Below are 24,456 nucleotides of genomic sequence, written 5' to 3' on the forward strand. Positions count from 1 at the left end.
ATATGCATCCTGTCAGTCAAGAAAACATTTATGTGGGTGAGGTAGCCAATGGCCTGCCTTTAACCATTCCAGTTTACCGTTTAAAGGGGAATGGCACAGGTAAAAGCGTGTATATTCAGGCCAATATGCATGGCGCAGAGGTGCAAGGCAATGCTGTCATTTACCAACTATTGGAGCAGTTACAGACCCTGGAGCTTAACGGCGACATCACCCTTGTCCCCTATGCGAACCCCATTGGTTGCAACCAAAAATCAGGCGAGTTCACACTGGGCCGCTTTGACCCTATTACCGGTGTTAACTGGAATCGTATGTATCATTACGATAGCCAGTTGCCAAAGCTCATGGCCGAGCAATGCGCGCATCTGTCTAGCGGCGAAATTCGCAATACATTTCAGCACGCGCTAATTGCAAGTATCGACGCTCAACTTGAGGCCCCTGCGCACACGCTGTCAACGGGTAAGCGCATCGCTTTGCAACTTCAGCAGCTCGCACATCAGGCCAATATTGTTTTAGATTTACACACCGGACCGATATCTACTCAGCATTTGTATTGTCCTGAATATGCCCGTGCTAGCGCTAAGTATTTTAATATCGCTAACGTTTTACTTATACCCAATGAGTTCGACGGTGCCCTAGATGAAGCGGCGTTTTGCCCTTGGTGGCAACTTAAGGCTCAGCTCAATGCATTGGACTGTGCTTTTGAAGTGCCTGTGGAAGCATTTACCGTTGAGCTTGGCTCACAAGAGCGTATCGACCTCAGTGCCGCCAAAGACGATGCCGACAATATTTTAACTTATCTTAACTACCAAGGCGTGTTGCAAGACGCCCCCTTCTACCCAAAAGAAATGACGCGCTATGGTTGTATGCTCAGCGATTATAAAACCTATTATGCCCCGATGGGGGGGATGGTGGAATATTTAGCCCCACTGGGGGAGCCGATTGCAGCGGGAACCCCTATCGCCAACATATTGCGAATGGAGCGATATTTAAGTGAAACGCCGCTGCACACTTTGTGTGCTGACAGCGATGCGATTGCCATTCTTCATTTTGCCTCTGCGAGTGTAAATCAGGGCACCGAACTCTATAAATTCTTTACCAACACCTTCGAGTTGTAAACCATTGCGTGAGAGTCAGTGAGTTTACTCACTGCCAGTGGGCGACTTTGTCGCCCACTTTTTCAGCCTAAATTCACCCGCTTGTTGCTAAAAAGGTGTACTATTGATTTCATCTTCTGTCCCTTTTATTCAGCACACGGATTTTTATGAATTGGCGATACACTTTATTGGCTTTGACCCTGAACGGCCATGCGTGGGCGGATGAGCCTGCAACAAATGCAAATAACGAACAAGACAATGAGCTAAGTATTGTCAAACAGTGCATTCTTAATGAAGCGATTGCCGGTGATGGTAAACAAACCTTGGATGAGCTTCGTAAAAAGTGCTCTGATTTAGAAGAAAGCAAACAGCTTACAGCCATTGATAAGCGCAAGGCTCGTGAAGAGGTGACGGAGAAAAACCGCAACGTGATCACGCCGCACAAGCGCAACTATATTTTGCCCGTGACCTACATGAAGCACCCTAATGAAGAACCCTTTGGGGATATCAGTGCTTTAGGCGACACCGATACCGGCGAAAACTTAGATAATGTTGAGATTAAGTATCAGCTGTCGCTAAAAGTACCGCTTTATGACAACTTCAGTGACGAGGACCAAGCCGTCTATTTCGGCTTTACCTTGCAATCTTATTGGCAGTATTACAACAAAGATATTTCTGCGCCATTTAGAGAAACCAATTATGAGCCGGAAATTTTTTGGATTAATTATCTAGACCCCGAAAACGTGCTTTGGGGCGACGAAATGGCTATTGCTGTGGGTGCTGTGCATCAATCCAACGGCCGTAGCCAACCTTACTCGCGTTCCTGGAACCGCTTATACGTCGACTTTATCTGGGAAAAAGACGGCTATGTATTTAGCTTTAAGCCGTGGTACCGCATCCCAGAGGATGAAAAAGAAGATCCTATGGTTGCCGATGGTGATGACAATCCAGATATTTATAAATACATGGGTTACTTTGAGCTTAAAGGCGTGCGCCGTTTCGAAGAGCATGAGTTTAGCTTTATGCTGCGCAACAACCTAAACTCGGATAATCGCGGTGCCATTCAACTAGATTGGTCTTTCCCTGTGTGGGGCCGTCTTCGTGGCTATGCTCAGTACTTTAATGGTTATGGTGAGAGCTTGATTGACTACAACCAAGACACCGAGCGCTTTGGCGTCGGTATTCTACTCACCGACCTTCTGTAGTATAAAAGAAAGCCCCTTAAGGGGCTTTTTTAATCTTACTCACTTTTAACGATAACAAAGCGGCCGGTAAACTCCCCGACCAAAATGTCGCCATCATAAATGTGTACTGGCACCTGATAACGTGCTTTCCCTTGAGTTGTTAAATCGCCAACATTCCCCTCACACTGGGTTAAATCAACCTGGGCTCTAGGCTCTTTGTTGATAGGTTTAAGGTACTTTATCTGCGCATCAGCAAGCACAATGTCCCCCATAAGTTGGGACTCTTGAAGTGCCAAATAAGTTGCTCCCCACCCTGCTAGCGTTGCCATAGAATAAACAGAGCCAGCAAACATGGTGTTGTGCACATTAACATTAGCATCCAGATCAGCACTGACACTAAACTGCCAGTCAGTATACGTTTCTACTTTGATTCCCATCTTATCGCTGATAGGAATCGATTCGCGCCAAGTGTCTTGCAAGACCTGAGTCCAATCTGGATGACGAAACCAACCTGGCTCGCTAGGGCGTTGCTTTACCATTTTCCAATGCTGCACATCACCAAAGGCAAGATGCGCTTTTTCTTTAAGCTCGTAGCCATGGCGTTGATAAAACTTCAAAGCTCGCTCGCGAGCAAACAAAACCAATTCACTCGCATCCTGATTCCAAGCTATTTTCTCCAGCTCATGTAATAGCCGGCTACCCAGATGTTGGCCTCGGTGAGCGTCATCCACAGCCATATAACGCACTTGGGCTTGTTGCGAGTTATTAAAGTGCAAACGTGCCACGGCGATCACCTCACCGTCCTTATTCTTAATAAACCGATGCTCTGACTCTTGTTCTAAATCATCCTGCTCGCTGCCTCTAGGCTGCTCCCAAGGTGCACGCAAAACTTGCCAACGTAAATGATAATAGGCCTGCCAATCATCGCTACTTTGCGGAATAGTTACTTCGAACATGCCAACTCCAGATAAAAAGTGATGCCTCACCTTACAAGATTTGCCAACGGGATAAAATAAGACCAAAGCGCTGCGGTTTCTCGCACCGTAAAATTTAGTGCACAATTAGGTAAAATGTCACAAGGTGTCTATGCTGTTGTTATGGAAACAGTAATCGAACATAGCGGAGCCGTCTCCGAGCACTTTGTTGCTGATTGTGCAAATATCGGCCAACTTTTGTATTGGCACAAATTCGGCTGCACAAGTATTCAGGTACGCCAACATAAACAGTTTCGCTGGTTGCTGATAAACCAAACACTGCAATCCATTATTGAGCGCAGTCGCCCTAATCACCTACTTTTTCCGCACCTACAAATTTTTGCTCAGTATTGGCACACCTTGCCCACCCCGGACAGAGTTCTGGAATTGGGGCTAGGAGGAGGGGCGATACGCAACTATTTACACCACAGCTACCCTGATACCGAGCTTATTTCCGTGGAGCAAAACCCCGATATTATTCATTGCTATAAACGCTACTTCGGTGGTCGTCATGACACCACTTTACGCTGTGCCGATGCCGAGCAAGTACTGAGTGAGCCTGGGTGTTACGACTGGATAATCATTGATTTATTCAGTGAGCTCGATGCTCCAATGTTCCTCTACAAACATCGGTTTTACGACAAAATACGCGCTGCGTTGAACCATGATGGGCACCTCTTTATCAACTTTTTGGCCCACCATGAGTCACAGTTGCAGCAACTTAAACACTTGTTGATCACTTGTTTTGGCAAGCCACCCGATATGGTTAAAGTAAAAGGCTACTCCAATCATTTAGTGTTTTTGTCCCGTTAAACGGCTAAATTGAACGTCACCGGACCATCATTGACTAATGATACTTGCATATCTGCAGCAAATTGTCCGGTCGCCAAAGTGATGCCTAATGCTTTAGCTTTATCAACAAACAGGTCATATAGCTGTCTAGCTTGTTGTGGCGTTGCCGCACTGGAAAAGCTAGGACGCATTCCTTTGCGAGTATCGGCGGCAAGCGTGAACTGCGATACCACCAAAAGCTCACCACCGATGTCTTTTAGGCTTAAATTCATCTTACCTTGCTCATCGGTAAAAATACGATAGTTACTCACTTTATGGAGTAGTTTGTCGACCTGTTGTTCGCTATCGGCCTTTTCTACGCCTAATAACAGCACAATCCCTTGGTCTATTTTCCCTACTACATGCCCTTCAACGGTGACTTCGGCGCGACTAACGCGCTGTATTAATCCTTGCACTGCTGCCTCTTTAACTTCAAATACATATGGTCGGTTGCCCGACATTGGGCTTGGCAATATACCTCATCAGCCAAGCTGTGACCAAGGCCTTCAAAAATATCTAAATGTGCTTGTGCGGCCGTGGCAAATGCTTGGGCTCGCGCGTATGAACACACCAAATCGTGGCGCCCGTGAACCATCCATACCGGCAGGCCTGCGAATTCCTTGGCATGGTCCATGAGCATATCGTCACGTAGAAAAAACTGGTGTTTGAAGTAGTGCAGCTGTAGCTGTGCTCGGTTGATAAGAGCAGCGGGTTCTAGCAGTTTAATACTTGGTGCCGTGCCGCAACATAAGGTTTCCTCCCAGGCCACCCATGCTTTGGCGGCTTTAAGCTGCGTGGGCTCGCTGTCACTAAAAAGTTGCTGATGGAAACCTTCGATCAATGCTGACGTTGGCTGGTTTTGCGGGTTAAATTGGCGATAATATTCAGGGTAAAATTGTGCTCCGGCGCCACTTTTCCCCAAACACCAGTCGTAATCCTGTTGGCTTGCAAAAAAGCTGGCCCAAAGCATCAAAGCGCTTACGTGCTTACGGTGTTGCAAAGCATACACCATCGCTAGGGTAGCCCCGAAAGACTCTCCACACACAACCCAGCGGCCAATTCCCAAATGACGGCGAATGCATTCGAGATCGCCAATCAAGTGTTCCAGGGTATTATGCTCGCAACTATGGGGGGTGGAATTACCACACCCTCTTTGACTGAAAAGTAAAATTCGGTAGTGCTCGGGATTAAAGTGTGCGCATTCAAAGCGACTGAGCCCTCCACCAGGCCCCCCGTGACAGACAATCACCGGCAAGCCATCCCCGCTGCCATGTTCCTCAATTTCTAGTTGGTGCCCTTGTCCGACCAAGACATGGTGGGTTTTTCGTGGCGCACTAACGGGATAGCTCAATGCCATTGTTACTCCTTAAGTGCGCGTTTCTCCTCGGCGACAATATCATCGATAGGAGGCTTGCTCACACTGATACACACAGTGAACTCTGCACCGAGTAGTACCACAGCCCACGACAGATACACCCACACAAATAAAATAGGTACTGTCGCTAGCGCCCCATAAATCACTTCATATGAGGGGAAATGGCTGATGTACATAGCAAACCCCTTTTTTGTCAGCTCAAATAACAGTGCTGCAAAAATAGCCCCGGGAACCGCTGCTCTAAATGGAACTCGTGTATTTGGTACTAGAGTATAGAGCATCACAAAGCCAACAGTAGAAATAACGTAAGGAAGCGACTTTAAAACAAAACCACTAAAACCAGGAATGCCACCATCAGCAAAGGACACCAAAGACACAATGTAAGACGTGGCACCAATACTTAACCCAAGCAATACCGGCCCTAAACTCAGCACCATCCAATAAATAGCGAAAGAAATAACCGCAGGGCGTTTCTTTTTGATGCGCCAAATCCGGTTTAAGGTGAGATCGATATTACGTATTAAAAATAACGCCACAACAGCCAAGAAAGAGACCCCCACGGCGGTCATTTTATTCGCATTCCCTGTAAATGCGCCGATATGCTCTTTAATTACATCCGTTGAGGTGGGCACCATGTTATTAAAAATAAAGCTTTCGATAGCAATACGGGTATCTTCAAAGCCAGGAAAAGCCGAGAAAATGGCCACACCTACAGCAATTAAAGGCACTAAGGAAAGCAGGGTTACATAGGCTAGATAGCCTGCGTTAACAGTGATTTGATCTTCCATACACCGAGTAAAAAAATACCGCCACCAGCGCGGCTGTGCTTTTACCCAAATGGAGAGTTGCGCTTTGATTTTCTCACCGTTGAACTGCATGAGTTACCTAAAATATGAAAAACCTTTTGCTTATCATAGCAATCGACCACATAATTTACAGTATCAAGTATCCATACAAGGGTTGAAAATGATTAAAAAAATCGCGCTAGCTACTGCATTTATGACGCTCACAGCGTGTCAGTCCGCTTACTATTCGGCAATGGAATCTGTCGGCGTACATAAACGAGATATCCTTGTTGATCGCGTTGAGGAAACTAAAGAGTCACAGCAGGATTCTCAACAGGAATTTCAGTCAGCATTGGAGCGTTTAAGTACGTTAATTAATTTCGATGGCGGTGATTTACAAGACGCGTACGAGCAGCTCAATGATGACTATGAGTCAAGTCTAGCGGCGGCTGATGAGGTCTCAACTAACATTGATAAAGTAGAAGATGTGGCAGAAGCTTTATTTGACGAATGGGCCGATGAACTAGAAGAGTACCAAAGCGCCGCTCTAAAACGCGAAAGCAGTAAAAAGTTGCGCGCCACTGAACGCCAATTTGAGCAGCTCCTGCGCTCTATGCGCGCCAGCGAGGCGAAGATGCAACCCGTGTTAGAGTCTTTACAAGACAACGTGCTCTACCTTAAGCACAACCTCAACGCGCAAGCAATCGCCGCGATAAAAGGTGAATTCACGAATCTTAAGCGCGACATTCAAGTACTTATTGATGATATGAATCGTTCAATCGAAGACTCTAACCGCTTTATTGAGCAAATGAATCAAAGCTAACTCTCTTTGATAACCCACTGCCCGCATGATGGCGGGCATGTTCTACTTGTTGTACTACAGTAAACTGCCCCACCCCACTATCTAACTTTTCAATAGTCATGGTGAATGGCCATGCCCCTTGGCCATCGACATGTGTTAACCGCATATCCAGCACTAAATGTTCTTGCCTATCTAGGAAAAGAGTGAAATGAGCAAGACTTTATTCCAACGATTTCACACAGGTAACAACACCCAGAGCATTTGCTTTAGGCATAAAAAAACCCGCAACACAGTGCGGGTTTTTCAAATTAAGGGCTAATTAGCTCTTCTTTGACTCACGAGATGCGCGCTTACGCTCGCTCTCAGTCAATAATTTCTTACGGATACGGATGCTTTCCGGAGTCACTTCTACCAGCTCATCATCATCAATGAACTCAAGCGCTTGCTCAAGGGTCATCTTGATAGGTGGCACAAGTGTTTGCGCTTCATCAGTACCTGAAGCACGCACGTTGGTTAACTGTTTACCTTTTAGGGCATTAACCGTAAGGTCATTGTCACGGCTGTGAATACCGATAACCATACCTTCGTATACTTCAACACCATGGCCGATAAATAGCTTACCACGCTCTTGCAGGTTAAATAGCGCGTTAGTCAGCGCCTTACCTTGGGCATTCGCTATCAATACACCGTTCATACGCTGGCCGATCTTACCGCCTTTGTGTGGGCCGTAATGATCAAACGTGTGGTACATCAAACCAGAACCTGAGGTTAACGTCATGAAATCAGTCTGGAAACCAATCAAGCCACGGCTTGGGATCATAAAGTCCATACGAATACGGCCTTTACCATCTGGAGACATATCAGTCATTTCTGCTTTACGTAAACCCAGCTGCTCCATGATAGAGCCTTGGTGCTCGTCTTCACAGTCGATAGTCACTGTTTCGTAAGGTTCTTGGATTTCACCATCAACTTCACGCAAGATAACTTCTGGACGAGACACGGCAAGTTCATAGCCTTCACGACGCATGTTTTCGATAAGTACGCCCAAGTGTAGTTCACCACGGCCTGATACACGGAAGCTATCAGGGTTATCGGTCTCTTCTACGCGTAATGCCACATTATGAACTAGCTCGGCTTGCAAACGTTCAAGGATATTACGTGAGGTGACGTATTTACCTTCTTGGCCAGCAAAAGGTGAGGTATTTACAGAGAACGTCATGGTAACAGTAGGCTCATCAACACTCAGTGCTGGTAACGCTTCAACCGTGTTGACATCACAGATGGTATCGGAGATTTTCAACTCGCCAAGGCCACTCACCGCGATGATGTCGCCGGCAGTTGCCTCTGTCGCATCATGACGGTCAAGACCTAAGTAAGTAAGCACTTGGCCCACTTTGCCGTTACGTTTACTGCCATCAGCACCGACAATAGTAACCTGCTGATTTACTTTCACAGTACCACGCTTAATACGGCCTACGCCGATAACGCCAACGTACGAGTTGTAATCAAGCTGTGAGATTTGCATCTGTAGCGGCCCTTCTGGATCCGCATCTGGTGCTTCAACTTCTTTCACGATGGCTTCAAACATTGGCTCCATGTTGTCAGAAGGCTCATCTAAATCGAGCGTTGCCCAACCATTAATCGCTGATGCATAAATAACTTTAAAGTCTAACTGTTCGTCGGTTGCACCTAAGTTATCGAACAAGTCAAATACTTGGTCCATAACCCAATCAGGGCGTGCACCCGGCTTATCAACCTTGTTAATAACAACGATTGGCTTCAGCCCTTGCGCGAACGCTTTTTGCGTTACAAAGCGCGTCTGCGGCATTGGCCCTTCTTGTGCGTCAACAAGTAATAGTACGGAGTCAGCCATCGAAAGTACGCGCTCTACCTCGCCACCAAAGTCGGCGTGCCCAGGGGTATCGACGATATTGATATGGTAGTCTTTCCAGTTGATTGCCGTGTTTTTAGCTAGGATGGTAATACCACGTTCTTTTTCAAGATCGTTCGAGTCCATCACTCGCTCTTCGTTGCCACCACGGGTTTGTAGTGTGCCCGATTGCTCAAGCAATTTATCAACCAAAGTCGTTTTACCATGGTCAACGTGTGCGATAATCGCGATATTTCTTAACTTTTCGATGCTCATATATTTACTTAGAGGCTAACCCCATATTTCCTAAATGATCCACACCCAGCGGCGCGGGCCACCTGTGTCGAGTTTAAAAGGTCGCGTATTATCCCTTATAACGCCACTAGATGAAAGTTTATCCAGCTAATTAATTTACTTCCGTGCCTAACATAGCCTAGTCGCTTGACATAAAAATGACACCGAGACTGTGCTATCAGTGTTTTTTTAGTGCGCTCACTGTCTTATTTGAGTCATCCCTTGATACATGACAATGCAGCCTGAAAAATTTGCACTACAATGTAGCAAGTTCGCACCCTATTGGTGCAAAAAATAAGTTTGAGATTACCAAATAGAAAGTAACCCCCTACTAAACAGACACTTATACTTTTGGCATGGTTTAAGCTTACCCATGCACAAATGCAGTAAATTGCAGCAAATAATAATCCATAGTTGGAGGACACATGTCACAATCGGTATTAGATTTTATTAAAGAGCACGACGTAAAATTCGTTGACCTTCGTTTCACCGACACCAAAGGTAAAGAGCAGCATGTCTCTATTCCTCATCACCAGGCTGATGAAGATTTCTTTGAAGACGGTAAAATGTTTGATGGCTCTTCAATTGCAGGCTGGAAAGGCATTAACGAGTCAGACATGGTGCTGATGCCAGATGCTGAAAGCGCTAAGCTTGATCCATTCGCCGAAGAAACCACACTTATCGTACGTTGTGACGTTGTTGAACCTTCAACTCTTCAAGGCTATGAGCGCGACCCTCGCTCTGTGGCCAAGCGTGCTGAAGAATATATGCGCTCAACAGGTATTGCCGATACGATTCTGTTTGGCCCTGAACCAGAATTTTTCCTTTTTGACGATGTTAAGTACAAAACAGATATGTCTGGGTCAATGTATAAAATCGACGCTGAAGAAGCATGCTGGAACTCAGATAAAGATTACGAAGGCGGTAACACCGGTCACCGTCCTGGCGTCAAAGGTGGTTACTTCCCAGTTGCTCCAGTGGACTCATCACAAGATTGGCGTAGTGCCACTTGCATGGTGCTTGAAGAACTCGGCCAAGTCGTTGAAGCTCATCACCACGAAGTAGCAACAGCTGGCCAAAACGAAATCGCCACCCGCTTTAACACCATGGTTTTGAAAGCGGACGAAATTCAAGAGATGAAGTATGTTATTCACAACATGGCGCATCTGTATGGTAAAACCGCTACTTTCATGCCTAAGCCTGTGGTTGGCGACAACGGTTCAGGCATGCATTGTCACCAGTCTCTAGGTAAAGATGGTAAGAACATCTTTGCAGGCGACAAGTATGGTGGTCTATCAGAAGAAGCGCTTTACTACATCGGTGGTATCATCAAGCACGCCAAAGCTATTAACGCCTTTGCTAACGCTTCGACAAACTCATACAAGCGCCTTGTTCCGGGTTTCGAAGCACCTGTTATGCTTGCTTATTCAGCACGTAACCGCTCAGCGTCTATTCGTATCCCTGTAGTTCCATCAGAGAAAGCTCGCCGTATTGAGGTACGCTTCCCAGACCCTACAGCGAACCCATACCTTGCCTTCTCAGCGATGCTAATGGCGGGTCTTGACGGCATTAAGAATAAGATCCACCCTGGCGACGCCATGGATAAAGATCTATATGACTTACCTGCAGAAGAGGCAGCAGAGATTCCAACAGTGGCAGCGTCATTGCAAGAAGCCCTTGATTCACTTGATGCAGATCGTGAGTTCTTGACGCAAGGCGGCGTATTCACTGACGACCTTATTGATGCATACATCGGCTTGAAATCAGCTGAAGTAGAAAAGCTCAACATGACTACACACCCTGTAGAATTTGAAATGTACTACAGCGTGTAAACCGCATAACTACCACTTAGTTATATCATGTGTGTTCTCAAAGCCTGCTTAGCAGGCTTTTTTTATGGTAAAAAAGTTGTAAATAGACTAAAGTTAGGGTTTAACCAAGTAATTGGTTAATTTTCGGCTAACTATAAGAATAATAAACGTAAAATAGGAAGTAGCGTGACAACGAAGTGGTCTATCTTATGCGTTTTCATGGTTCTGGGTTTGAGTGCCTTTAACGCCAACGCAACCAATAAAAGCATCTATGTATGGAAGGATGAGAACGGTGTATTAGTTTTTTCTGACTCTCCAAGAAAAGGAGCTGAGAAGGTAAAGTTAAACTCCCCAGCGATGAGTATGCCCTCAACTGACACGCAAATTCTTGAGCAAGATAATAGCGCTGACCAAGGAATTAATTTCTCCGTCGCTATTACCACTCCAAATCAAGAAGAAACAATTCGTGATAACACCGGCTCTGTACATGTTACAGGCCAAGTATCACCGCGCTTTATGCAAGGCCACCGCGTGCAACTTATGCTCGATGGAAAGCCTTACGATAAACCACAATCATCAACGGTGTTTGTTATGCGTAATGTTGATAGAGGGGCGCATCAAGTACGGTTGCGCCTAGTGGATGGCAATGGTAAACAGCTGGCCACTTCTGAACCTGTGACATTTTATCTGCATCGCCGTTCAGTGATCACAGGCCCTTAAGCTGCATATCACTCCGGGTTGCGCACCGATTGGGCAACCCGGCTAAATACTGCTAAGATAATTCGCACCAAATTGGTGCAACACCGAAATTAATAATGAAGCTTCCTCGTGATTTTTTCCAACAAATGTGGGAAAACCTACATACCGCTATTTTAGTCTTAGACCAAGATTTCAATCTGGTGTATGCCAATACTAGCTGTACCGAACTCCTTGGGCTAGGCTTAAAGCGCATCGTGGGCCAGCCTTTCAAAGCATTATTTAATTACCACTCGGTAGAATTAGAGCGCATCGCTGACTATACCCTTAAACAAGGGGTCGATTGCCACCAACACAGAGCTGACGTGGTATTCGTAGACTCTCGCCATGCCAATTTGGCGCTCAACTGTCGGCGTTTAAGCCACCAAGATCAGTATTTTCTACTGTTTGAAATTCGCCAAACCGACGAAGAAATTCGCCTTGATCAGGCGTCTAACCAAATGCATCAACACCAAGCGGCACGTGCCTTAATTCGTAACCTTGCTCATGAAATTAAAAATCCTTTAGGAGGAATACGCGGAGCGGCGCAATTATTGCAATATGAGGTTGATCAGCAGGAGCGGGATGAATGTGCACAGCTTATTATTGATGAGGCTGACCGTTTACGCCATTTAGTAGACAAGTTACTCGGCCCGAATCAGCGTTTACAAAAACAGGCTATTAATATTCACCAAACACTGGAGAATGTTTTACGCCTTTGCACTTTGGATAGCAGCAAGGCAATTACCTTGCACAAAGATTATGATCCGAGCATTCCAGATGTAAAGGCTGATGGTGATAAGTTGCAACAAGTGCTTCTCAATATCGTGCGCAATGCTATGCAAGCACTCAGTGAAGGGGGCCATATTAATGTTAAAACCCGAGTGCGATACCATGTACGCCGACACGATACGACACTAAAAAAAGCCCTGCAGATCAAAATAACTGACAACGGCCCGGGCATTGCTCCGGAGGTTAGAGAGACCTTGTTCTACCCCATGGTGACCAATAAAGAGGGGGGCTCAGGGTTAGGGTTATCTATCGCCCAAACTCTCATAGACCAACACCAAGGGTTTATCGAATGTGATAGCTGGCCGGGCCATACCGAGTTTACACTATACTTGCCACTGTAATTGGGCCACGAGGTATACGATGAAATCTGTTTGGCTAGTCGATGATGATGCGTCAATTCGCTTTGTATTACAAAAAGCACTCTCCCGTGCAGGCTATGAGGTAGAAAGTTTCGCCAACGCCCATGATGTACTCAGTGCCTTGGAGTTTTCAAAACCGGCCGTGTTGCTCTCGGATGTGCGCATGCCGGGTATGGATGGCATGCGCTTATTGGAGCAGATCAGCGAAGATAACCCCAATCTACCGGTGATCATTATGACGGCCCATTCAGATTTAGACTCTGCAGTGCAGGCATTCCAAAAAGGCGCCTTTGAATACCTAGCTAAGCCCTTCGACCTAGAAGAAGCTGTTAGTGTTGTTGAGCGAGCCATGCGTGCGCATTCGCAGAAAAAAGCGAAAAAGGCCAATAGTGAACAAAAGCGTTCAGTTATTATCGGTGAAGCCCCCGCCATGCAAGAGGTGTTTCGCGCCATTGGCAAATTGAGCGCATCAAGCATGAGCGTACTTATCAATGGCGAGTCTGGCACCGGTAAAGAGCTGGTTGCCAGTGCCTTACACCAGCACAGCCCACGTAAAGACAATCCGTTTATCGCCTTAAATATGGCGGCCATCCCTAAGGATTTGGTGGAGTCAGAGTTATTTGGTCACGAGAAAGGCGCGTTTACTGGGGCTGACAGCGTTCGTAAAGGGCGCTTCGAACAAGCAAATGGCGGAACGCTCTTCCTTGATGAAATTGGCGATATGCCACTTGATGTGCAAACTCGCCTACTGCGTGTACTCGCCGATGGCGAATTCTACCGTGTGGGCGGCCATCAAAGTATAAAAGTTGATGTGCGCATCATCGCTGCCACTCACCAGGATTTAGAGCGTTTAGCTCAACAAGGTAAGTTTCGAGAAGACTTGTTCCACCGCTTAAATGTGGTTCGCTTAAAGCTGCCAGCTTTGCGAGAACGCCCAGAAGACATAGAGCAACTGGCAGAGTACTTCCTCAATAAAAGCGCTCAAGAGTTAAAAATTGATAGCAAGACGCTAAGCCCTCAAGCATGTGATCAAATGCGCTTGTTCAATTGGCCTGGAAATGTGCGGCAACTTGAAAACACCTGTCGCTGGCTAACGGTAATGGCTCCCGGTGAGTACGTAACCGCAGAAGACTTGCCGCCAGAAATACTCAATGCGCAAACGTCTCAAGTTGATGCCGATTGGTTGGACTTATTCCAACAATGGCTAAACAATGAGTTTAAGCAAGGTAAAGACAATGTCTGGCCAGAAATTCAAGCACAGCTGGAAACCAGGCTGATTAAATCGGCCCTTGCTAGCTGTGGAGGGCATAAACAGGATGCTGCTCAACGCATCGGATGGGGCCGCAACACGTTGACGCGTAAGCTAAAAGAGCGCAATATAAACGCCAATTGACGCACCGACGAAGAGGATAGGCATGAAGCTGATTGAACATATTGCCATGTATAAACGCATGGAGATTATCAATCGCGTGCCTTTCTTTCGCAGCTTTGAGTTAGCCGAGCGGCAAATGCTCTTAGAGTCATTTTCGCAGCTGTACTTATGCCAACAAGGGCGCTACGTATTCAAGTTGCACGAGCAAAGCCAGCAGCTATATATCGTGTTAAGCGGCGAGCTGGTAGTGTTCCGCCAATCTGACCATAAAGAACTGGGCCATATTCGACCTGGCGACTTTGTCGGTGAAGGTGCCTTTATTGCCCACCGCGAGCGCAGCACTAATGCCAAAGCGCTCACCGACACCATAGTGTTAGCCATTGAGCCACTGGCTTTAACTAAATTACCTGTGGTGGTGCGTGAGAAAATAAAAGATCAATTGATACTCGGTATGAGCGAGCGCATCGCCCGCCTCAGTAGCCTGTTAGAGCGCCATACTCCTTAGCGAAAATGCCGCCACGCACTCGCTAACGCACGTAAATCCTCGACTCCGCACCATGCTTGCAGCTCCGATTCATCAAGTGCGAGGTCGTCACCACTATAAAGCGCCAATGTCTGCTCGTCGTCATGAAATAAGCCATGACTTTGAAAACACGCCTCACCATCACCGAGTAGCAATCTCATTTCTCGTCCCTGCACGAGCTGCTCTGCAGTGCTATCAAGAGCGGTAAAAAACGCTTCAATGAGCTCATCGTTTTCATAGAGCTCGTCATTGAACCAACGGGCAATAAGCCGGTGTTCGTCAGATATTCTTACCCGCTTACCCCATGTTGGGTCTGAGTAGAGTTGGTATTCCATAATAGTGCTGCCAAAAAGATGCGGCGCGCATAATAGCAATATCGATACGCTAAATCGAGCTGCTCATTGTACTGCGATATCAGCACTAACGGCATCATGTTAGTATACGCCTACCCTGTCGGCTTCCTATATCGATTATGTTCAACACCCTAGCAATAATTTTTCCACTCATTTTCGTGGCGACAGCCGGTTACATTAGTGCAGCACGCTCGTTTTTAACAGCCGAACACCTTAGTGGCATAAGCCGCTTTGTATTTTACATCAGCATTCCGGCTTTTTTGTTTGTTAATATGTCCCAAGCTGAGCTCAGCAAAGCAGTCAGCCTAGATGTCATGCTTAGCTTCTATCTTCCCGTTATCGGCCTGTATCTACTGGTACTGGGGTTTTATCGGTGCCGCTGTGGGCAGTGGAGTATAAGCGCCATTCGCGCGCTTGGGGCGTGTTATTCCAATACTGTACTTATCGGTTTACCTATCGCGATGCAAGCACTCGGTAAGCACGTAGCCGCAACGGTTTTCGTCATCATCACCTTTCATAGTGCGTTATTGTTTTTGCTAACTTACAGCTTCGCCGGTAAAGAGCAGCGCGTTACTTGGCCAAACATCATCCGGCAATTAGTTATCAACCCGGTAATACTGGCAATTGCCTTAGGGCTGTTAGCGAATGCAGTCAATTTAGCGCTACCCCAGGTAATCAATGAAGGACTGACATTATTGGCAGAGCCAGCCATCGCCGGCGCCTTATTTGTGCTTGGGGCAAACCTGCACCATTATCAGATCAAGCCAGGCATCAAATCGGCTCTTACGTTAACCTTGTTAAAGCTCGCAGTATTGCCGACGCTTGTATACCTAACCGCGACCTACGGATTTGCTTTAGCTCAGGAGCAAACCTTGCTTTTGGTGCTACTTAGCGCCTCTCCTTTAGGGGTTAATGCGTATTTGGTGAGCAAACAATTGCAACGAGAGTCAGCCACCTTAGCCAGTGCGGTTGTGCTCAGCACGCTATTAAGTGTGGTGAGCTTTGTTTTATGGCTGGCTCTGCTTTCATGAAAACAGGACCAGCCGCATAAGCACTAATAATCTCGGCGATACTTCGCAGCGTCGATAATGGCCCACACATAAGCAATTGCGGCGATGATACCCGGTACAATCAACCACCACAGTGCCGCACCACCGAAAACAAAAATCGCAAAAAGCAGCGCGGCTAAGATGCGACCTTGAACAAGTTGTCCTAACCCAGGGAAAAACACGTTACATAGCGCCGCAATGACATTACCACCAGAGCCTTGTCCTGACATAATTACCTCAATATATAGTTAGTTTCTCTTTCACTTATCAAGTTTCAGGCCAAGTAAAAATAGCCTTATTTTCAATAGGTTAAAAATAAACACTTGGATAACAAAAGCATAATTTAGTTGTTCATGCTAAAAGTTAGCCTTTTTTGCTGACCATGAAATATGTTAATACAGGTTCATACAGAATAAAAATACATCATCAGGCTATGTTAACAACATTATCTCGCCCACTCGCAGCGCTAGTGGAAAAGTACTTACCCGACCCTCTTGTTATAGTGATCTTGCTTACATTCTTAGCGATGTTCAGTGCTTTGCTATCTACACCTCACTCGCCAACTGCCATATTGACTATGTGGGGAAGTGGCTTAAGCAACCTACTGAGCTTTGCAATGCAGATGTTATTGGTGTTAGTCAGCGGCTACCTATTGGCCACAACGCCCGTTGTATCACAGTACTTACATGCCGTGGCGCGGCGATTAAAATCACCTGCTTTAGCAGTTATAGTAACAACCTTTGTAGCTATGCTAGCAAGTTGGATTAACTGGGGCTTTGGCTTGGTCGCTGGTGCATTATTTGCCAAAGCCGTGGCACAATACTGCCGTATCGACTATCGCGTCTTAGTGGCCAGCGCTTACTCAGGGTTTATTGTTTGGCATGGCGGGCTCTCTGGTTCTGTGCCATTGACTATAGCGACACCGGGACACTTCAGCGAAAGTGAAATTGGTCTCTTACCTACGAGTGATACGCTATTTTCAACCCTAAACCTGTCTTTATTGCTGGGATTATCTATCTTACTACCTACTATCAATTATTTATTATTACCTAAGCCTCAGCACAGCGTTTATGTAGACCGTACACGTTTACAATCCAAGGATAAAACTGTAAAGCCGCCAGCGAAAGGAATAGACCACGCTCGTTGGCCGTGTGTTGTAGTTGGCTTACTGGGTCTCAGCTACCTAGCTCATTTCTTTGTGCAACAGCAGGGCGGGCTTAATCTTAACGTCGTTATTGCGCTGTTTTTATTTTGCGCTTTTTTACTACATCACAGCACACACTCTCTGCTTGAGCATCTGTATGAGGCTGTTCGCAGTGGCAGTGGCATTGTTATCCAATTTCCTTTCTATGCAGGGCTGATGGCCATAATGAGTGAGAGCGGGCTTGCTGAGAATATATCGGCCGCACTGATGTCTTTAGCGAATAGCCAAACGCTGCCTCTTTTAAGTTTCTTGAGCGCTGGATTGGTCAACATATTTGTCCCCTCAGGAGGAGGCCAGTGGGCGCTTCAAGCACCTCTTGTTATTCCTGCCGCACAAGCGTTAGAAGTCCCTATCGCTTCGGTTGCTATGGCTGTCGCTTGGGGAGACGCTTGGACTAACCTTATTCAACCTTTTTGGGCTATCCCTGTACTGGCGATTGCTGGATTAAAAGCAAAAGACATTATGGGCTTTTGTATCATTCAATTACTCATCACTGGTGGCTACATCAGTGTTACTTTGCTGACAGTGGCATAAAGCAATAAGAAAGGATGGGTTTTTAGATAATTACCAATAATTCTCGTGTCATTTAGTTGCAGGGCTTAGCAACCACTTCTACATTACAATAAGGGATTAGAGGGAGAATGGATGAAAACCTACACGCAAGCCAATCTGCAACATAAATACCGTGTTGCCATCGTCGACGACTCACCAGCCATTTTAGTGGTGCTGCGCGCGGTGTTTAATGAGCTAGGTATTGAGGAAGTGTCTACATTCGATGACGCTGAGTCGGCCTATGCGGCGATCGAAAAAGCACCTAGTCTTTACGATATTGTGTTAACAGATCTGAACATGCCCGGCATGGACGGTATGGCTTTTATGCGTAAACTCGGGGAGCTCAAATACGGAGGAGCTGTTGTCATTGTATCCGAGATGCATCCAGAGATCATAGCCCTTGCAGCACGCGTAGCTAGGCAGCACCAAGTGCATTTGTTGGGAAATATAGAAAAACCCGTGCACTTGCATTATGTTGAGCACCTAATTCAGAAACTTGAATGTTTACATGCTTCTTCTAGAGACCCTTTGCGCACCGTTTCTGAAATCGCTCTTTTAGACGCCATTAGTCACAGCCGTGTCCTTCCTCTTTACCAGCCCAAGCGCCACATTAGTAACGGTAAAGTGGTGAGCCTAGAAGTGATGTCACGCATACTGCCTCGCTATCAAGATAGTGATTCCATGCCTGAGTGCTTCGTTGACGTTGCTCGTGACAATGAGTTACTTAACTTATTGACCTTTCAGCTAATTGAGGAGGCTGCCAAAGATTTAAGTTCTTTTCGGCACGCTTATGGCTCGCACCTAAAATTGGCAATTAATCTCCACCCTTGCCAGCTCGCAGACCTTAGTTGTCCTGACAAGTTAGCGTTAATATTATCACTTAATCAGCTTGCTCCAGCAGACATCTTAATTGAAATGACAGAGCATCAGCCACTTAATGATAAGCATATTCTAGAGACCATTAGCCGCTTGAAGATGCGTGGATTTGAGCTTTCTTTAGACGACTTCGGCAGTGGTTTTACTGAAGAGGAGCAACTGAGGAGTTTGCCACTTGATGAAATCAAAGTGGGACAACCTCTCATTTCTCATATTGAACGCGACAATTTTGCGCAGCAGATAGTCTATCGCTTGGATGATTTGGCCACTGACCGCAAGTTACGCTTATGTGCCGTTGGATTAAGCAGCACGCAGGAGTTAGACTACTTAGCTCAACGCTTTCCACATATGTATGTTCAGGGGCCACTGGTGTGCAAGCCGCTTTCTCGAGAGGATTTACTCGTCTGGCTTGAACAACAAACAACACAAGCTAGCAACTGAGTGAACCCACCTTTGAAACAGTTGTTAACAATCTAAGCGTGCCAACTACTGTTTATTGAACCAACATTCAGATATTCTTCTTTCCTATGCTGCCCCCATGCAGCCAGAGAATAATGCAAAAACCTCAACTTTATCGTAAAGTATGGTTGAAATTTGTTCCCATTGAGCAAGCTGATAATATTGAATGCAGTCGCTGCTGTCTGTTTGATTCTAGGTGTATTTGAATGTCGATTAATGTATTACTTGTTGAAGATGATGAGTTGCTGGTAAAGCGCATAGAGAATCACTTCACGGGCACTGAGTTTACTATCCACGTAGATACTACGGGTAGTAATGCTTTGCCTATGGTTCAAGCCTCACAAGCAACTGGCCAGCAGCCGATTCAACTGGCCATTGTCGATATTGTACTACCAGAGCAGGATGGCCTGATGTTGGCTAGAGAGCTGACTACCTTGACAGAAATCGGCGTTATCGTGCTCTCAAGCCGAGACTCACAATCCGATCGTATTGCCGGACTTGCACAAGGCGCAGACGACTATATTTGTAAGCCTGTCGATTTGTTAGAGCTCGAGTTAAGAATGCGTGCGGTTTATAAGCGCTTAAACGGCTCGGCAAGTCAAGAAGACTCTACCGAGTACATTGAATATGCAGATTTCAAGCTTCATCCAGATAATCGCACTCTCGTTACCGCAACAGGTGAGGAGATGCGCCTAACCGAAGCCGAGCACAAGGTGCTTATTTGCCTAATTGCCAATGCTGGCAAGGCCACATCACGGGAAAAAGTATCGGAAGAAATAGGCCAGCCAGATTGGAGCCCAACCGATAGAACGGTAGATGTTCTTATTGGCAGGTTACGCAAAAAGCTAGGGGATGAAAAAGAGCAAAAACGTATTGTCACTGTTCGTGGCAAGGGTTATATGCTCTCTTCTAGCTAAAAAATGAGCTGCCCCTTTTGATAAGCCGCTAGAGTTTGCTCAAAAGGCTGTTGCGCATAAGACTGATCTTCTGCTTCACTCAAAGCCTGTTCTTGGTAGTCGATCGCCTCATCAAAATTACCTAACTTCGCGTGGGCGGCCGCTAAATAGGCGTACGCTAAAGGATGGTCGGTCTCATCACTGACCTGCTCCGCAAGGGCAATAGCATTTTTGAGCTGTGCGCCATTATCCGAGTAGCGAACATACCACCCAGCTAACTCTCGCATTGCGATTAACTCACCCTGCTTAGCGGCCTCATTAAGCCAGTAGCGAGCTAGCTCTAATTGCTCTCGTTGCCCTGATGCTTGCGTAAGTAAACAGCGACCAAGCTGGAGCTGGGCACGACTATGCTGGCGCTCGGCGGCTTCGAGTAGCAATCGTTGGTTACAGTTAATTCCGAGCTGATAAAGCATATCGCTATGCCCAGCTGCCGCTGCTTTGAGCTGCCAATAGCGCCATTGCTGCTCCTTCTCTTTATTAACCAAAGGTTTTACATCAGCGTAAGCTACTACGCTGTGGTTCTCATAGCTCGCCTGTTGTTCTTGGTTGTTGTAAAAAAACCGTGCTAAATACCAGTTGCTATCACCCAACAACCCCTGCTCTGCACCTAGTGACCACTGACTCATCACTTCCCGCGCATGCTCGTCTAATTGACTGGGGATATCAATATGCTCAAAGGCCGATACTTCTTGAACTCGCCCCTGATTATCAACGTTCACTAGGTAGTTGAAATTATAGTAACTGGGGTCAATCGTTTTTGTAGGAGTAAAATCAGGCTGTGTAATCGAATTAAAACGAACCATTGGCGCTTGCTTTGCCACAACTTGCACGTCGCTATCCACTGGCCATAACTCAGGTTGATAATCGAGTACTCTTAGCAGTTCAGCCAACTCAGCTTGAGCATCAACATCTCCACGCTGGGCTTGCTGTAATAAGTGTTGCTGCTTGGTGCGTAACTGCTGCATCACCTCACTATCAGGTGAGCCACTAAACACCCCTCGTATAACCGCATTATGAAATACTTCACCTGAATAACTAAAGCGTGTCTCATCCAGCTTTTCGGCAATACTTTGTGCGAACTCTGGTGCAGGGTAGCTGTGCAGTAAAATATAATCCCTCGGAATACCTTGACTATCTATATCAAAAATATAGCTCGCGACACCAGGGACCCCATCACTCTTTAGTCCGCTAGGGTATTCAGTGGGTGGATTAATGCGTTTGCTTGGTGCGGGGTTATATGTCAGTGCACGGCTTAGTTCATAGCGTACAGTGGCGCTACCTTGACGACCAATCTCGGCAATCAGCTGCTGAGCTAGGCGCTGTGCCCGTTGTAATTCATCACTGCTTAAACGCTTAATAACAGACTTTCGGGCCTGTTGCGCCATTTTGAAATCGTTGGCCATGGCCACAGAAAAATATGCATACGCTTTAACGGGGTCGGCCTTAACGCCTTGACCACGTAGGTACTGTACAGCTAAGTTAAATTGGCTGCGACCATCGCCTAACTCGGCCGTCTTTTCAAAGAGAGTAAAGGCGCGTTGATAATCTTGATTTAAATACAGGTCCATCGCTTCATTGGCATTACCCCAGCTTAACATGGGGGCAAGCGCTACGGTTAAAATCCACGCTTTCATTGTTCACTCCTAGCAGTTCTAAGCGCCAATGTTAACAGCTGGTAAATAACCGCGCAATGGCTATTCCCCAAGCCGAGCCAGCAGACGTTCAAAGGCACGGTAGCTTAGCGCTTCTTTAATATGCTCTACTTGGATATTCGTCATCGTATTCAAATCGGCAATAGTTCGGGCTACTTTTATCACACGATGGTGCGAGCGCGGAGATAACTGTAAGCGCTCACTAGCTAGCGCCAAATATTCATGACTTTTCGCATCTAACCGACAGTGTTGGCTGAGCTCTTTATTGGATAATAAGGCATTCACAACCCCTTGGCGCTGCAGCTGGAATTCATAAGCTTGCTCAACGCGCTTCCTGACCGTAGCACTTGACTCTTGTTTACTGTCTTTCAATAACTCAGTGCTGGGGATTCTAGATAACTCTATCTGTAAGTCTATGCGGTCAACAAATGGCCCAGAAATACGAGACAAATAGCGGAGCACTTGCTCAGGATTGGCTCTTTTGTCGGTATGATGTCCTGTTGGGCTTGGGTTTAACGCTGCAATAAGTTGAAAGCGCGCAGGGAACTCAACTTGAATCGCGGCTCTAGAGATAGTGACGACACCTGTTTCCATGGGCTCGCGCAGACTATCAATAACTTTGCGCTCAAACTCTGGCAACTCATCAAGAAACAACACACCGTTGTGTGCCAGTGATATTTCTCCGGGCTTTGGCTTTGATGAGCCACCAACAAGGGCTACTGCTGAGCAGGTATGATGTGGAGAACGAAAAGGTCGCTGCCGCCAACTCGCCAAATCAATATCGTGTCCTGAAACCGAATATACGGCTGCGGTCTGTAATGCTTGCTCGGTTGTCATCCGGGGCATAATCGTTGCCATGCGCTGCGCTAACATTGATTTTCCAGTACCAGGAGGGCCTGTAAACAAGACATTGTGTCCGCCGGCAGCAGCTATCTCGAGTACACGTTTCGCCAACTCTTGGCCCTTCACCTCACTAAAATCAACTGGCAGTTCAGGGCTGGCATTAACCATCTCGGACTGTGGCAGGAGCAAAGGTAGCGACTGCTGATTATTGAGGTCTAGCCAAACTTGGTGCAGTGAATTTGCACATTTACACTGCGCATCAGCGACAAGTTCAGCTTCCCTTTCATTTTCTGAACTCAAATATGCTGTACGCTGCGCATTTCTCACCGCCATCATTGCCGGTAACACCCCACGTACAGGCCTTAACTTACCATCTAACCCAAGCTCAGCCAAAAACTCACAAGCCAAGGGTTGCGACACCGTTAGCTGCCCAGAGGCGATAAGTATGCCTATAGCGATAGCCAAGTCATAACGGCCACCCTCCTTAGGTAAGTCAGCGGGAGCTAAATTCACCGTTATTCTTTGACTGGGGAACACAAAGTGACTGTTCTCCAATGCGCTGCGTACCCGATCTTTGGCTTCTTTAACCGAGGTTTCAGGAAGCCCAACTATATTAAATGCGGGCAACCCGGAGCCAAGATAGACCTCAACCGTCACCTGTGGTGTTTCTATACCGACTTGAGCACGAGTAAATACATGAGCCAGTGACACATCCTTGTTCCTACACTAGTTAGTTCTCTATACAGTTTAGTTATGATAGCGGAAAACATGTAAGCTTAATTGCCATCTAATAGCGGCAAGGCGTACTATCAGTGTCGTCAGCCCGCCAATCCACATAGCAAGCTGTTGGTTTATTTCCATACTAACTAGTTGTGCATACAAGCCAGCCCCAATAGCACAGGCAATAGCATAAAGCGGCCCCTTAAGCAGCATAGGGACTTCTCTTGCTAACACATCACGGATCATACCGCCAAAACAGCCAGTCAAGACTCCCATGATCACCGCCGTCATCACTGGCACCCCTGCTCCCAATGCCTTTTGCGCCCCCATGATTGCAAAGAAGGCTATCCCCAGCGCATCTGCCAATTGCAGTAAGAAATGAGGAAAGCTCTGGCGGATATTTAACCACGCTATAGTTATCGCCACTGTCACTAATATAGTTATAAAGTAACTGGTGTCATGCACCCAAAACACTGGCATATCGAGAATGAGATCTCGCAGTGTACCGCCGCCTATTGCTGTGACCGAAGCGAGTACGATAACACCAAAGCCATCCATTGATTTTTCGTGCGCCAACAAAGTGCCGGAAATAGCGAAGACTGCGACTCCTAGCAAGTCAAACCAATGATAGAGTTCTCCCATTTCTCAATACTCAATTGCTCTATAGTAAACAGTAAGATAGCACCCTAGAGGCGCTCTGCGAAGGAAGAATGGCATATTGCCAGGCTAGCTTGTGTTGTGGGTCAGGATTTATCCTGACTGGGGTACGGTGTTGTAGGTCAGGGTTTACCCTGACTAGGGTGTTGCAAGACTGAAGCCTGGCCTAAAGGTATAAAAAAACCCGCTGCACTGGTGCAACGGGTTTCTCTAATTAGGAGCCTGGTGATGACCTACTTTCACATGGGCGAACCCACACTATCATCGGCGCAGTTCCGTTTCACTTCTGAGTTCGGCATGGGGTCAGGTGGGTCCAGAACGCTATTATCACCAA

24 protein-coding genes and 1 rRNA gene are annotated in these 24,456 nt (G+C 46.6%); 13 read left to right on the forward strand and 12 right to left on the reverse strand.

The genetic code is table 11. The annotated features are described in order from the left end of the window. The first annotated feature begins 2 nt into the window (after nt 1–2). Nucleotides 3–1,115 carry a succinylglutamate desuccinylase/aspartoacylase family protein gene (locus tag MHM94_RS17120; RefSeq protein ID WP_235419164.1) on the forward strand — a complete coding sequence of 371 codons (1,113 nt, stop codon included), beginning with the start codon at nt 3–5 and terminating at the stop codon, nt 1,113–1,115. Nucleotides 1,116–1,261: 146 nt separating this feature from the next. Continuing rightward, nucleotides 1,262–2,299, forward strand: coding sequence for a phospholipase A (locus MHM94_RS17125; protein ID WP_235419163.1), 1,038 nt, complete (start codon nt 1,262–1,264; stop codon nt 2,297–2,299). A gap of 35 nt (nt 2,300–2,334) precedes the next feature. Here MHM94_RS17125 and MHM94_RS17130 read toward each other — a convergent pair whose 3' ends face one another. Next, on the reverse strand, nt 2,335–3,234 hold the full coding sequence (locus tag MHM94_RS17130) for a bifunctional GNAT family N-acetyltransferase/hotdog fold thioesterase (protein ID WP_022946677.1): 900 nt from the start codon (nt 3,232–3,234) through the stop codon (nt 2,335–2,337). A 141-nt stretch (nt 3,235–3,375) separates the two neighbouring features. Between MHM94_RS17130 and MHM94_RS17135 the strand changes: the two genes are divergently transcribed. Continuing rightward, on the forward strand, nt 3,376–4,065 hold the full coding sequence (locus tag MHM94_RS17135; RefSeq protein WP_053910221.1) for an SAM-dependent methyltransferase: 690 nt from the start codon (nt 3,376–3,378) through the stop codon (nt 4,063–4,065). Here MHM94_RS17135 and dtd read toward each other — a convergent pair. The 3 genes from dtd to MHM94_RS17150 are packed head-to-tail and all read right to left on the reverse strand — an operon-like array spanning nt 4,062 to nt 6,336. Further along, nucleotides 4,062–4,499, reverse strand: a complete 438-nt coding sequence (gene dtd, locus MHM94_RS17140; RefSeq protein ID WP_235419162.1) for a D-aminoacyl-tRNA deacylase — start codon at nt 4,497–4,499, stop codon at nt 4,062–4,064. The genes MHM94_RS17135 and dtd overlap by 4 nt on opposite strands. Beyond that, nucleotides 4,487–5,440, reverse strand: coding sequence for an alpha/beta fold hydrolase (locus MHM94_RS17145; protein ID WP_235419161.1), 954 nt, complete (start codon nt 5,438–5,440; stop codon nt 4,487–4,489). Before MHM94_RS17145 ends, dtd begins: the two co-directional genes overlap by 13 nt. 2 nt (nt 5,441–5,442) lie before the next feature. Next, nucleotides 5,443–6,336 (reverse strand): virulence factor BrkB family protein, encoded by an 894-nt coding sequence (locus MHM94_RS17150; RefSeq protein WP_130148017.1) that lies wholly within the window; start codon nt 6,334–6,336, stop codon nt 5,443–5,445. Nucleotides 6,337–6,424: 88 nt separating this feature from the next. On the opposite strand from MHM94_RS17150, the gene MHM94_RS17155 reads away from it, so the two are divergent. Then, a complete protein-coding gene (locus MHM94_RS17155; RefSeq protein ID WP_026111368.1) occupies nt 6,425–7,066 on the forward strand; it encodes a DUF2959 domain-containing protein in 642 nt (213 codons plus the stop codon). Here MHM94_RS17155 and MHM94_RS17160 read toward each other — a convergent pair. Both MHM94_RS17160 and typA read right to left on the reverse strand, forming a co-directional pair. Beyond that, on the reverse strand, nt 7,041–7,211 hold the full coding sequence (locus tag MHM94_RS17160) for a hypothetical protein (protein WP_170268937.1): 171 nt from the start codon (nt 7,209–7,211) through the stop codon (nt 7,041–7,043). The genes MHM94_RS17155 and MHM94_RS17160 overlap by 26 nt on opposite strands. A gap of 153 nt (nt 7,212–7,364) precedes the next feature. Next, entirely contained in the window at nt 7,365–9,191 is a 1,827-nt protein-coding gene (typA, locus tag MHM94_RS17165) for a translational GTPase TypA (protein WP_022946684.1), read from the reverse strand. A 443-nt stretch (nt 9,192–9,634) separates the two neighbouring features. On the opposite strand from typA, the gene glnA reads away from it, so the two are divergent. The 5 genes from glnA to MHM94_RS17190 all read left to right on the forward strand — a co-directional run bounded on the left by glnA (nt 9,635) and on the right by MHM94_RS17190 (nt 14,783). Beyond that, nucleotides 9,635–11,041, forward strand: a complete 1,407-nt coding sequence (gene glnA / locus MHM94_RS17170; RefSeq protein ID WP_022946685.1) for a glutamate--ammonia ligase — start codon at nt 9,635–9,637, stop codon at nt 11,039–11,041. Nucleotides 11,042–11,206: 165 nt separating this feature from the next. Then, entirely contained in the window at nt 11,207–11,740 is a 534-nt protein-coding gene (locus tag MHM94_RS17175) for a DUF4124 domain-containing protein (RefSeq protein ID WP_235419160.1), read from the forward strand. 95 nt (nt 11,741–11,835) lie between these two features. Next, a complete protein-coding gene (gene glnL / locus MHM94_RS17180) occupies nt 11,836–12,888 on the forward strand; it encodes a nitrogen regulation protein NR(II) (protein ID WP_235419159.1) in 1,053 nt (350 codons plus the stop codon). 19 nt (nt 12,889–12,907) lie between these two features. Continuing rightward, nucleotides 12,908–14,299 carry a nitrogen regulation protein NR(I) gene (gene ntrC, locus MHM94_RS17185; protein ID WP_022946688.1) on the forward strand — a complete coding sequence of 464 codons (1,392 nt, stop codon included), beginning with the start codon at nt 12,908–12,910 and terminating at the stop codon, nt 14,297–14,299. Between the two features lie 22 nt (nt 14,300–14,321). After that, a complete protein-coding gene (locus MHM94_RS17190) occupies nt 14,322–14,783 on the forward strand; it encodes a cyclic nucleotide-binding domain-containing protein (protein WP_045980464.1) in 462 nt (153 codons plus the stop codon). Here MHM94_RS17190 and MHM94_RS17195 read toward each other — a convergent pair. Next, on the reverse strand, nt 14,780–15,136 hold the full coding sequence (locus MHM94_RS17195; protein ID WP_235419158.1) for a YacL family protein: 357 nt from the start codon (nt 15,134–15,136) through the stop codon (nt 14,780–14,782). The two genes, MHM94_RS17190 and MHM94_RS17195, sit on opposite strands and share 4 nt — an antisense overlap. A gap of 137 nt (nt 15,137–15,273) precedes the next feature. Between MHM94_RS17195 and MHM94_RS17200 the strand changes: the two genes are divergently transcribed. After that, the gene (locus MHM94_RS17200; protein ID WP_235419157.1) at nt 15,274–16,185 is read left to right on the forward strand and encodes an AEC family transporter; all 912 of its coding nucleotides are present in this window, start codon (nt 15,274–15,276) and stop codon (nt 16,183–16,185) included. Between the two features lie 23 nt (nt 16,186–16,208). Here MHM94_RS17200 and MHM94_RS17205 read toward each other — a convergent pair whose 3' ends face one another. After that, nucleotides 16,209–16,433, reverse strand: coding sequence for a hypothetical protein (locus MHM94_RS17205; protein WP_022946693.1), 225 nt, complete (start codon nt 16,431–16,433; stop codon nt 16,209–16,211). A 203-nt stretch (nt 16,434–16,636) separates the two neighbouring features. Between MHM94_RS17205 and MHM94_RS17210 the strand changes: the two genes are divergently transcribed. The 3 genes from MHM94_RS17210 to MHM94_RS17220 all read left to right on the forward strand — a co-directional run bounded on the left by MHM94_RS17210 (nt 16,637) and on the right by MHM94_RS17220 (nt 20,211). After that, on the forward strand, nt 16,637–17,941 hold the full coding sequence (locus MHM94_RS17210) for a TIGR00366 family protein (protein WP_235419156.1): 1,305 nt from the start codon (nt 16,637–16,639) through the stop codon (nt 17,939–17,941). Between the two features lie 111 nt (nt 17,942–18,052). Further along, on the forward strand, nt 18,053–19,276 hold the full coding sequence (locus MHM94_RS17215; protein ID WP_235419155.1) for an EAL domain-containing response regulator: 1,224 nt from the start codon (nt 18,053–18,055) through the stop codon (nt 19,274–19,276). Nucleotides 19,277–19,500: 224 nt separating this feature from the next. Next, nucleotides 19,501–20,211, forward strand: a complete 711-nt coding sequence (locus tag MHM94_RS17220) for a response regulator transcription factor (protein ID WP_045980468.1) — start codon at nt 19,501–19,503, stop codon at nt 20,209–20,211. On the opposite strand, the gene MHM94_RS17225 is transcribed toward MHM94_RS17220, so the two are convergent. From MHM94_RS17225 to rrf, 4 genes are all read right to left on the reverse strand, one after another. Beyond that, complete coding sequence (locus MHM94_RS17225; protein ID WP_235419154.1) at nt 20,208–21,884, reverse strand: hypothetical protein; 1,677 nt, start codon at nt 21,882–21,884, stop codon at nt 20,208–20,210. The genes MHM94_RS17220 and MHM94_RS17225 overlap by 4 nt on opposite strands. 60 nt (nt 21,885–21,944) lie before the next feature. Then, the gene (locus MHM94_RS17230; protein WP_151173325.1) at nt 21,945–23,456 is read right to left on the reverse strand and encodes a YifB family Mg chelatase-like AAA ATPase; all 1,512 of its coding nucleotides are present in this window, start codon (nt 23,454–23,456) and stop codon (nt 21,945–21,947) included. A 36-nt stretch (nt 23,457–23,492) separates the two neighbouring features. Continuing rightward, entirely contained in the window at nt 23,493–24,107 is a 615-nt protein-coding gene (locus MHM94_RS17235; protein WP_235419153.1) for a trimeric intracellular cation channel family protein, read from the reverse strand. Nucleotides 24,108–24,342: 235 nt separating this feature from the next. Next, nucleotides 24,343–24,456 (reverse strand): 5S ribosomal RNA (gene rrf, locus MHM94_RS17240).

This window comes from Pseudoalteromonas sp. CNAT2-18.1 (genome assembly GCF_022347865.1).
In the GTDB taxonomy this organism is placed as follows: Bacteria; Pseudomonadota; Gammaproteobacteria; order Enterobacterales; family Alteromonadaceae; genus Pseudoalteromonas; species Pseudoalteromonas ruthenica.

Bases quoted from the DNA above. Each gene is read 5' to 3' on its own strand.
- MHM94_RS17120 (WP_235419164.1), top strand. From the start codon at position 3: ATGCATCCTGTCAGTCAAGAAAACATTTATGTGGGTGAGGTAGCCAAT.
- MHM94_RS17125 (WP_235419163.1), top strand. From the start codon at position 1,262: ATGAATTGGCGATACACTTTATTGGCTTTGACCCTGAACGGCCATGCG.
- MHM94_RS17130 (WP_022946677.1), bottom strand. From the start codon at position 3,234: ATGTTCGAAGTAACTATTCCGCAAAGTAGCGATGATTGGCAGGCCTAT.
- MHM94_RS17135 (WP_053910221.1), top strand. From the start codon at position 3,376: ATGGAAACAGTAATCGAACATAGCGGAGCCGTCTCCGAGCACTTTGTT.
- MHM94_RS17145 (WP_235419161.1), bottom strand. From the start codon at position 5,440: ATGGCATTGAGCTATCCCGTTAGTGCGCCACGAAAAACCCACCATGTC.
- MHM94_RS17150 (WP_130148017.1), bottom strand. From the start codon at position 6,336: ATGCAGTTCAACGGTGAGAAAATCAAAGCGCAACTCTCCATTTGGGTA.
- MHM94_RS17155 (WP_026111368.1), top strand. From the start codon at position 6,425: ATGATTAAAAAAATCGCGCTAGCTACTGCATTTATGACGCTCACAGCG.
- MHM94_RS17160 (WP_170268937.1), bottom strand. From the start codon at position 7,211: ATGCGGTTAACACATGTCGATGGCCAAGGGGCATGGCCATTCACCATG.
- typA (WP_022946684.1), bottom strand. From the start codon at position 9,191: ATGAGCATCGAAAAGTTAAGAAATATCGCGATTATCGCACACGTTGAC.
- glnA (WP_022946685.1), top strand. From the start codon at position 9,635: ATGTCACAATCGGTATTAGATTTTATTAAAGAGCACGACGTAAAATTC.
- glnL (WP_235419159.1), top strand. From the start codon at position 11,836: ATGAAGCTTCCTCGTGATTTTTTCCAACAAATGTGGGAAAACCTACAT.
- ntrC (WP_022946688.1), top strand. From the start codon at position 12,908: ATGAAATCTGTTTGGCTAGTCGATGATGATGCGTCAATTCGCTTTGTA.
- MHM94_RS17190 (WP_045980464.1), top strand. From the start codon at position 14,322: ATGAAGCTGATTGAACATATTGCCATGTATAAACGCATGGAGATTATC.
- MHM94_RS17195 (WP_235419158.1), bottom strand. From the start codon at position 15,136: ATGGAATACCAACTCTACTCAGACCCAACATGGGGTAAGCGGGTAAGA.
- MHM94_RS17200 (WP_235419157.1), top strand. From the start codon at position 15,274: ATGTTCAACACCCTAGCAATAATTTTTCCACTCATTTTCGTGGCGACA.
- MHM94_RS17205 (WP_022946693.1), bottom strand. From the start codon at position 16,433: ATGTCAGGACAAGGCTCTGGTGGTAATGTCATTGCGGCGCTATGTAAC.
- MHM94_RS17210 (WP_235419156.1), top strand. From the start codon at position 16,637: ATGTTAACAACATTATCTCGCCCACTCGCAGCGCTAGTGGAAAAGTAC.
- MHM94_RS17215 (WP_235419155.1), top strand. From the start codon at position 18,053: ATGAAAACCTACACGCAAGCCAATCTGCAACATAAATACCGTGTTGCC.
- MHM94_RS17220 (WP_045980468.1), top strand. From the start codon at position 19,501: ATGTCGATTAATGTATTACTTGTTGAAGATGATGAGTTGCTGGTAAAG.
- MHM94_RS17225 (WP_235419154.1), bottom strand. From the start codon at position 21,884: ATGAAAGCGTGGATTTTAACCGTAGCGCTTGCCCCCATGTTAAGCTGG.
- MHM94_RS17235 (WP_235419153.1), bottom strand. From the start codon at position 24,107: ATGGGAGAACTCTATCATTGGTTTGACTTGCTAGGAGTCGCAGTCTTC.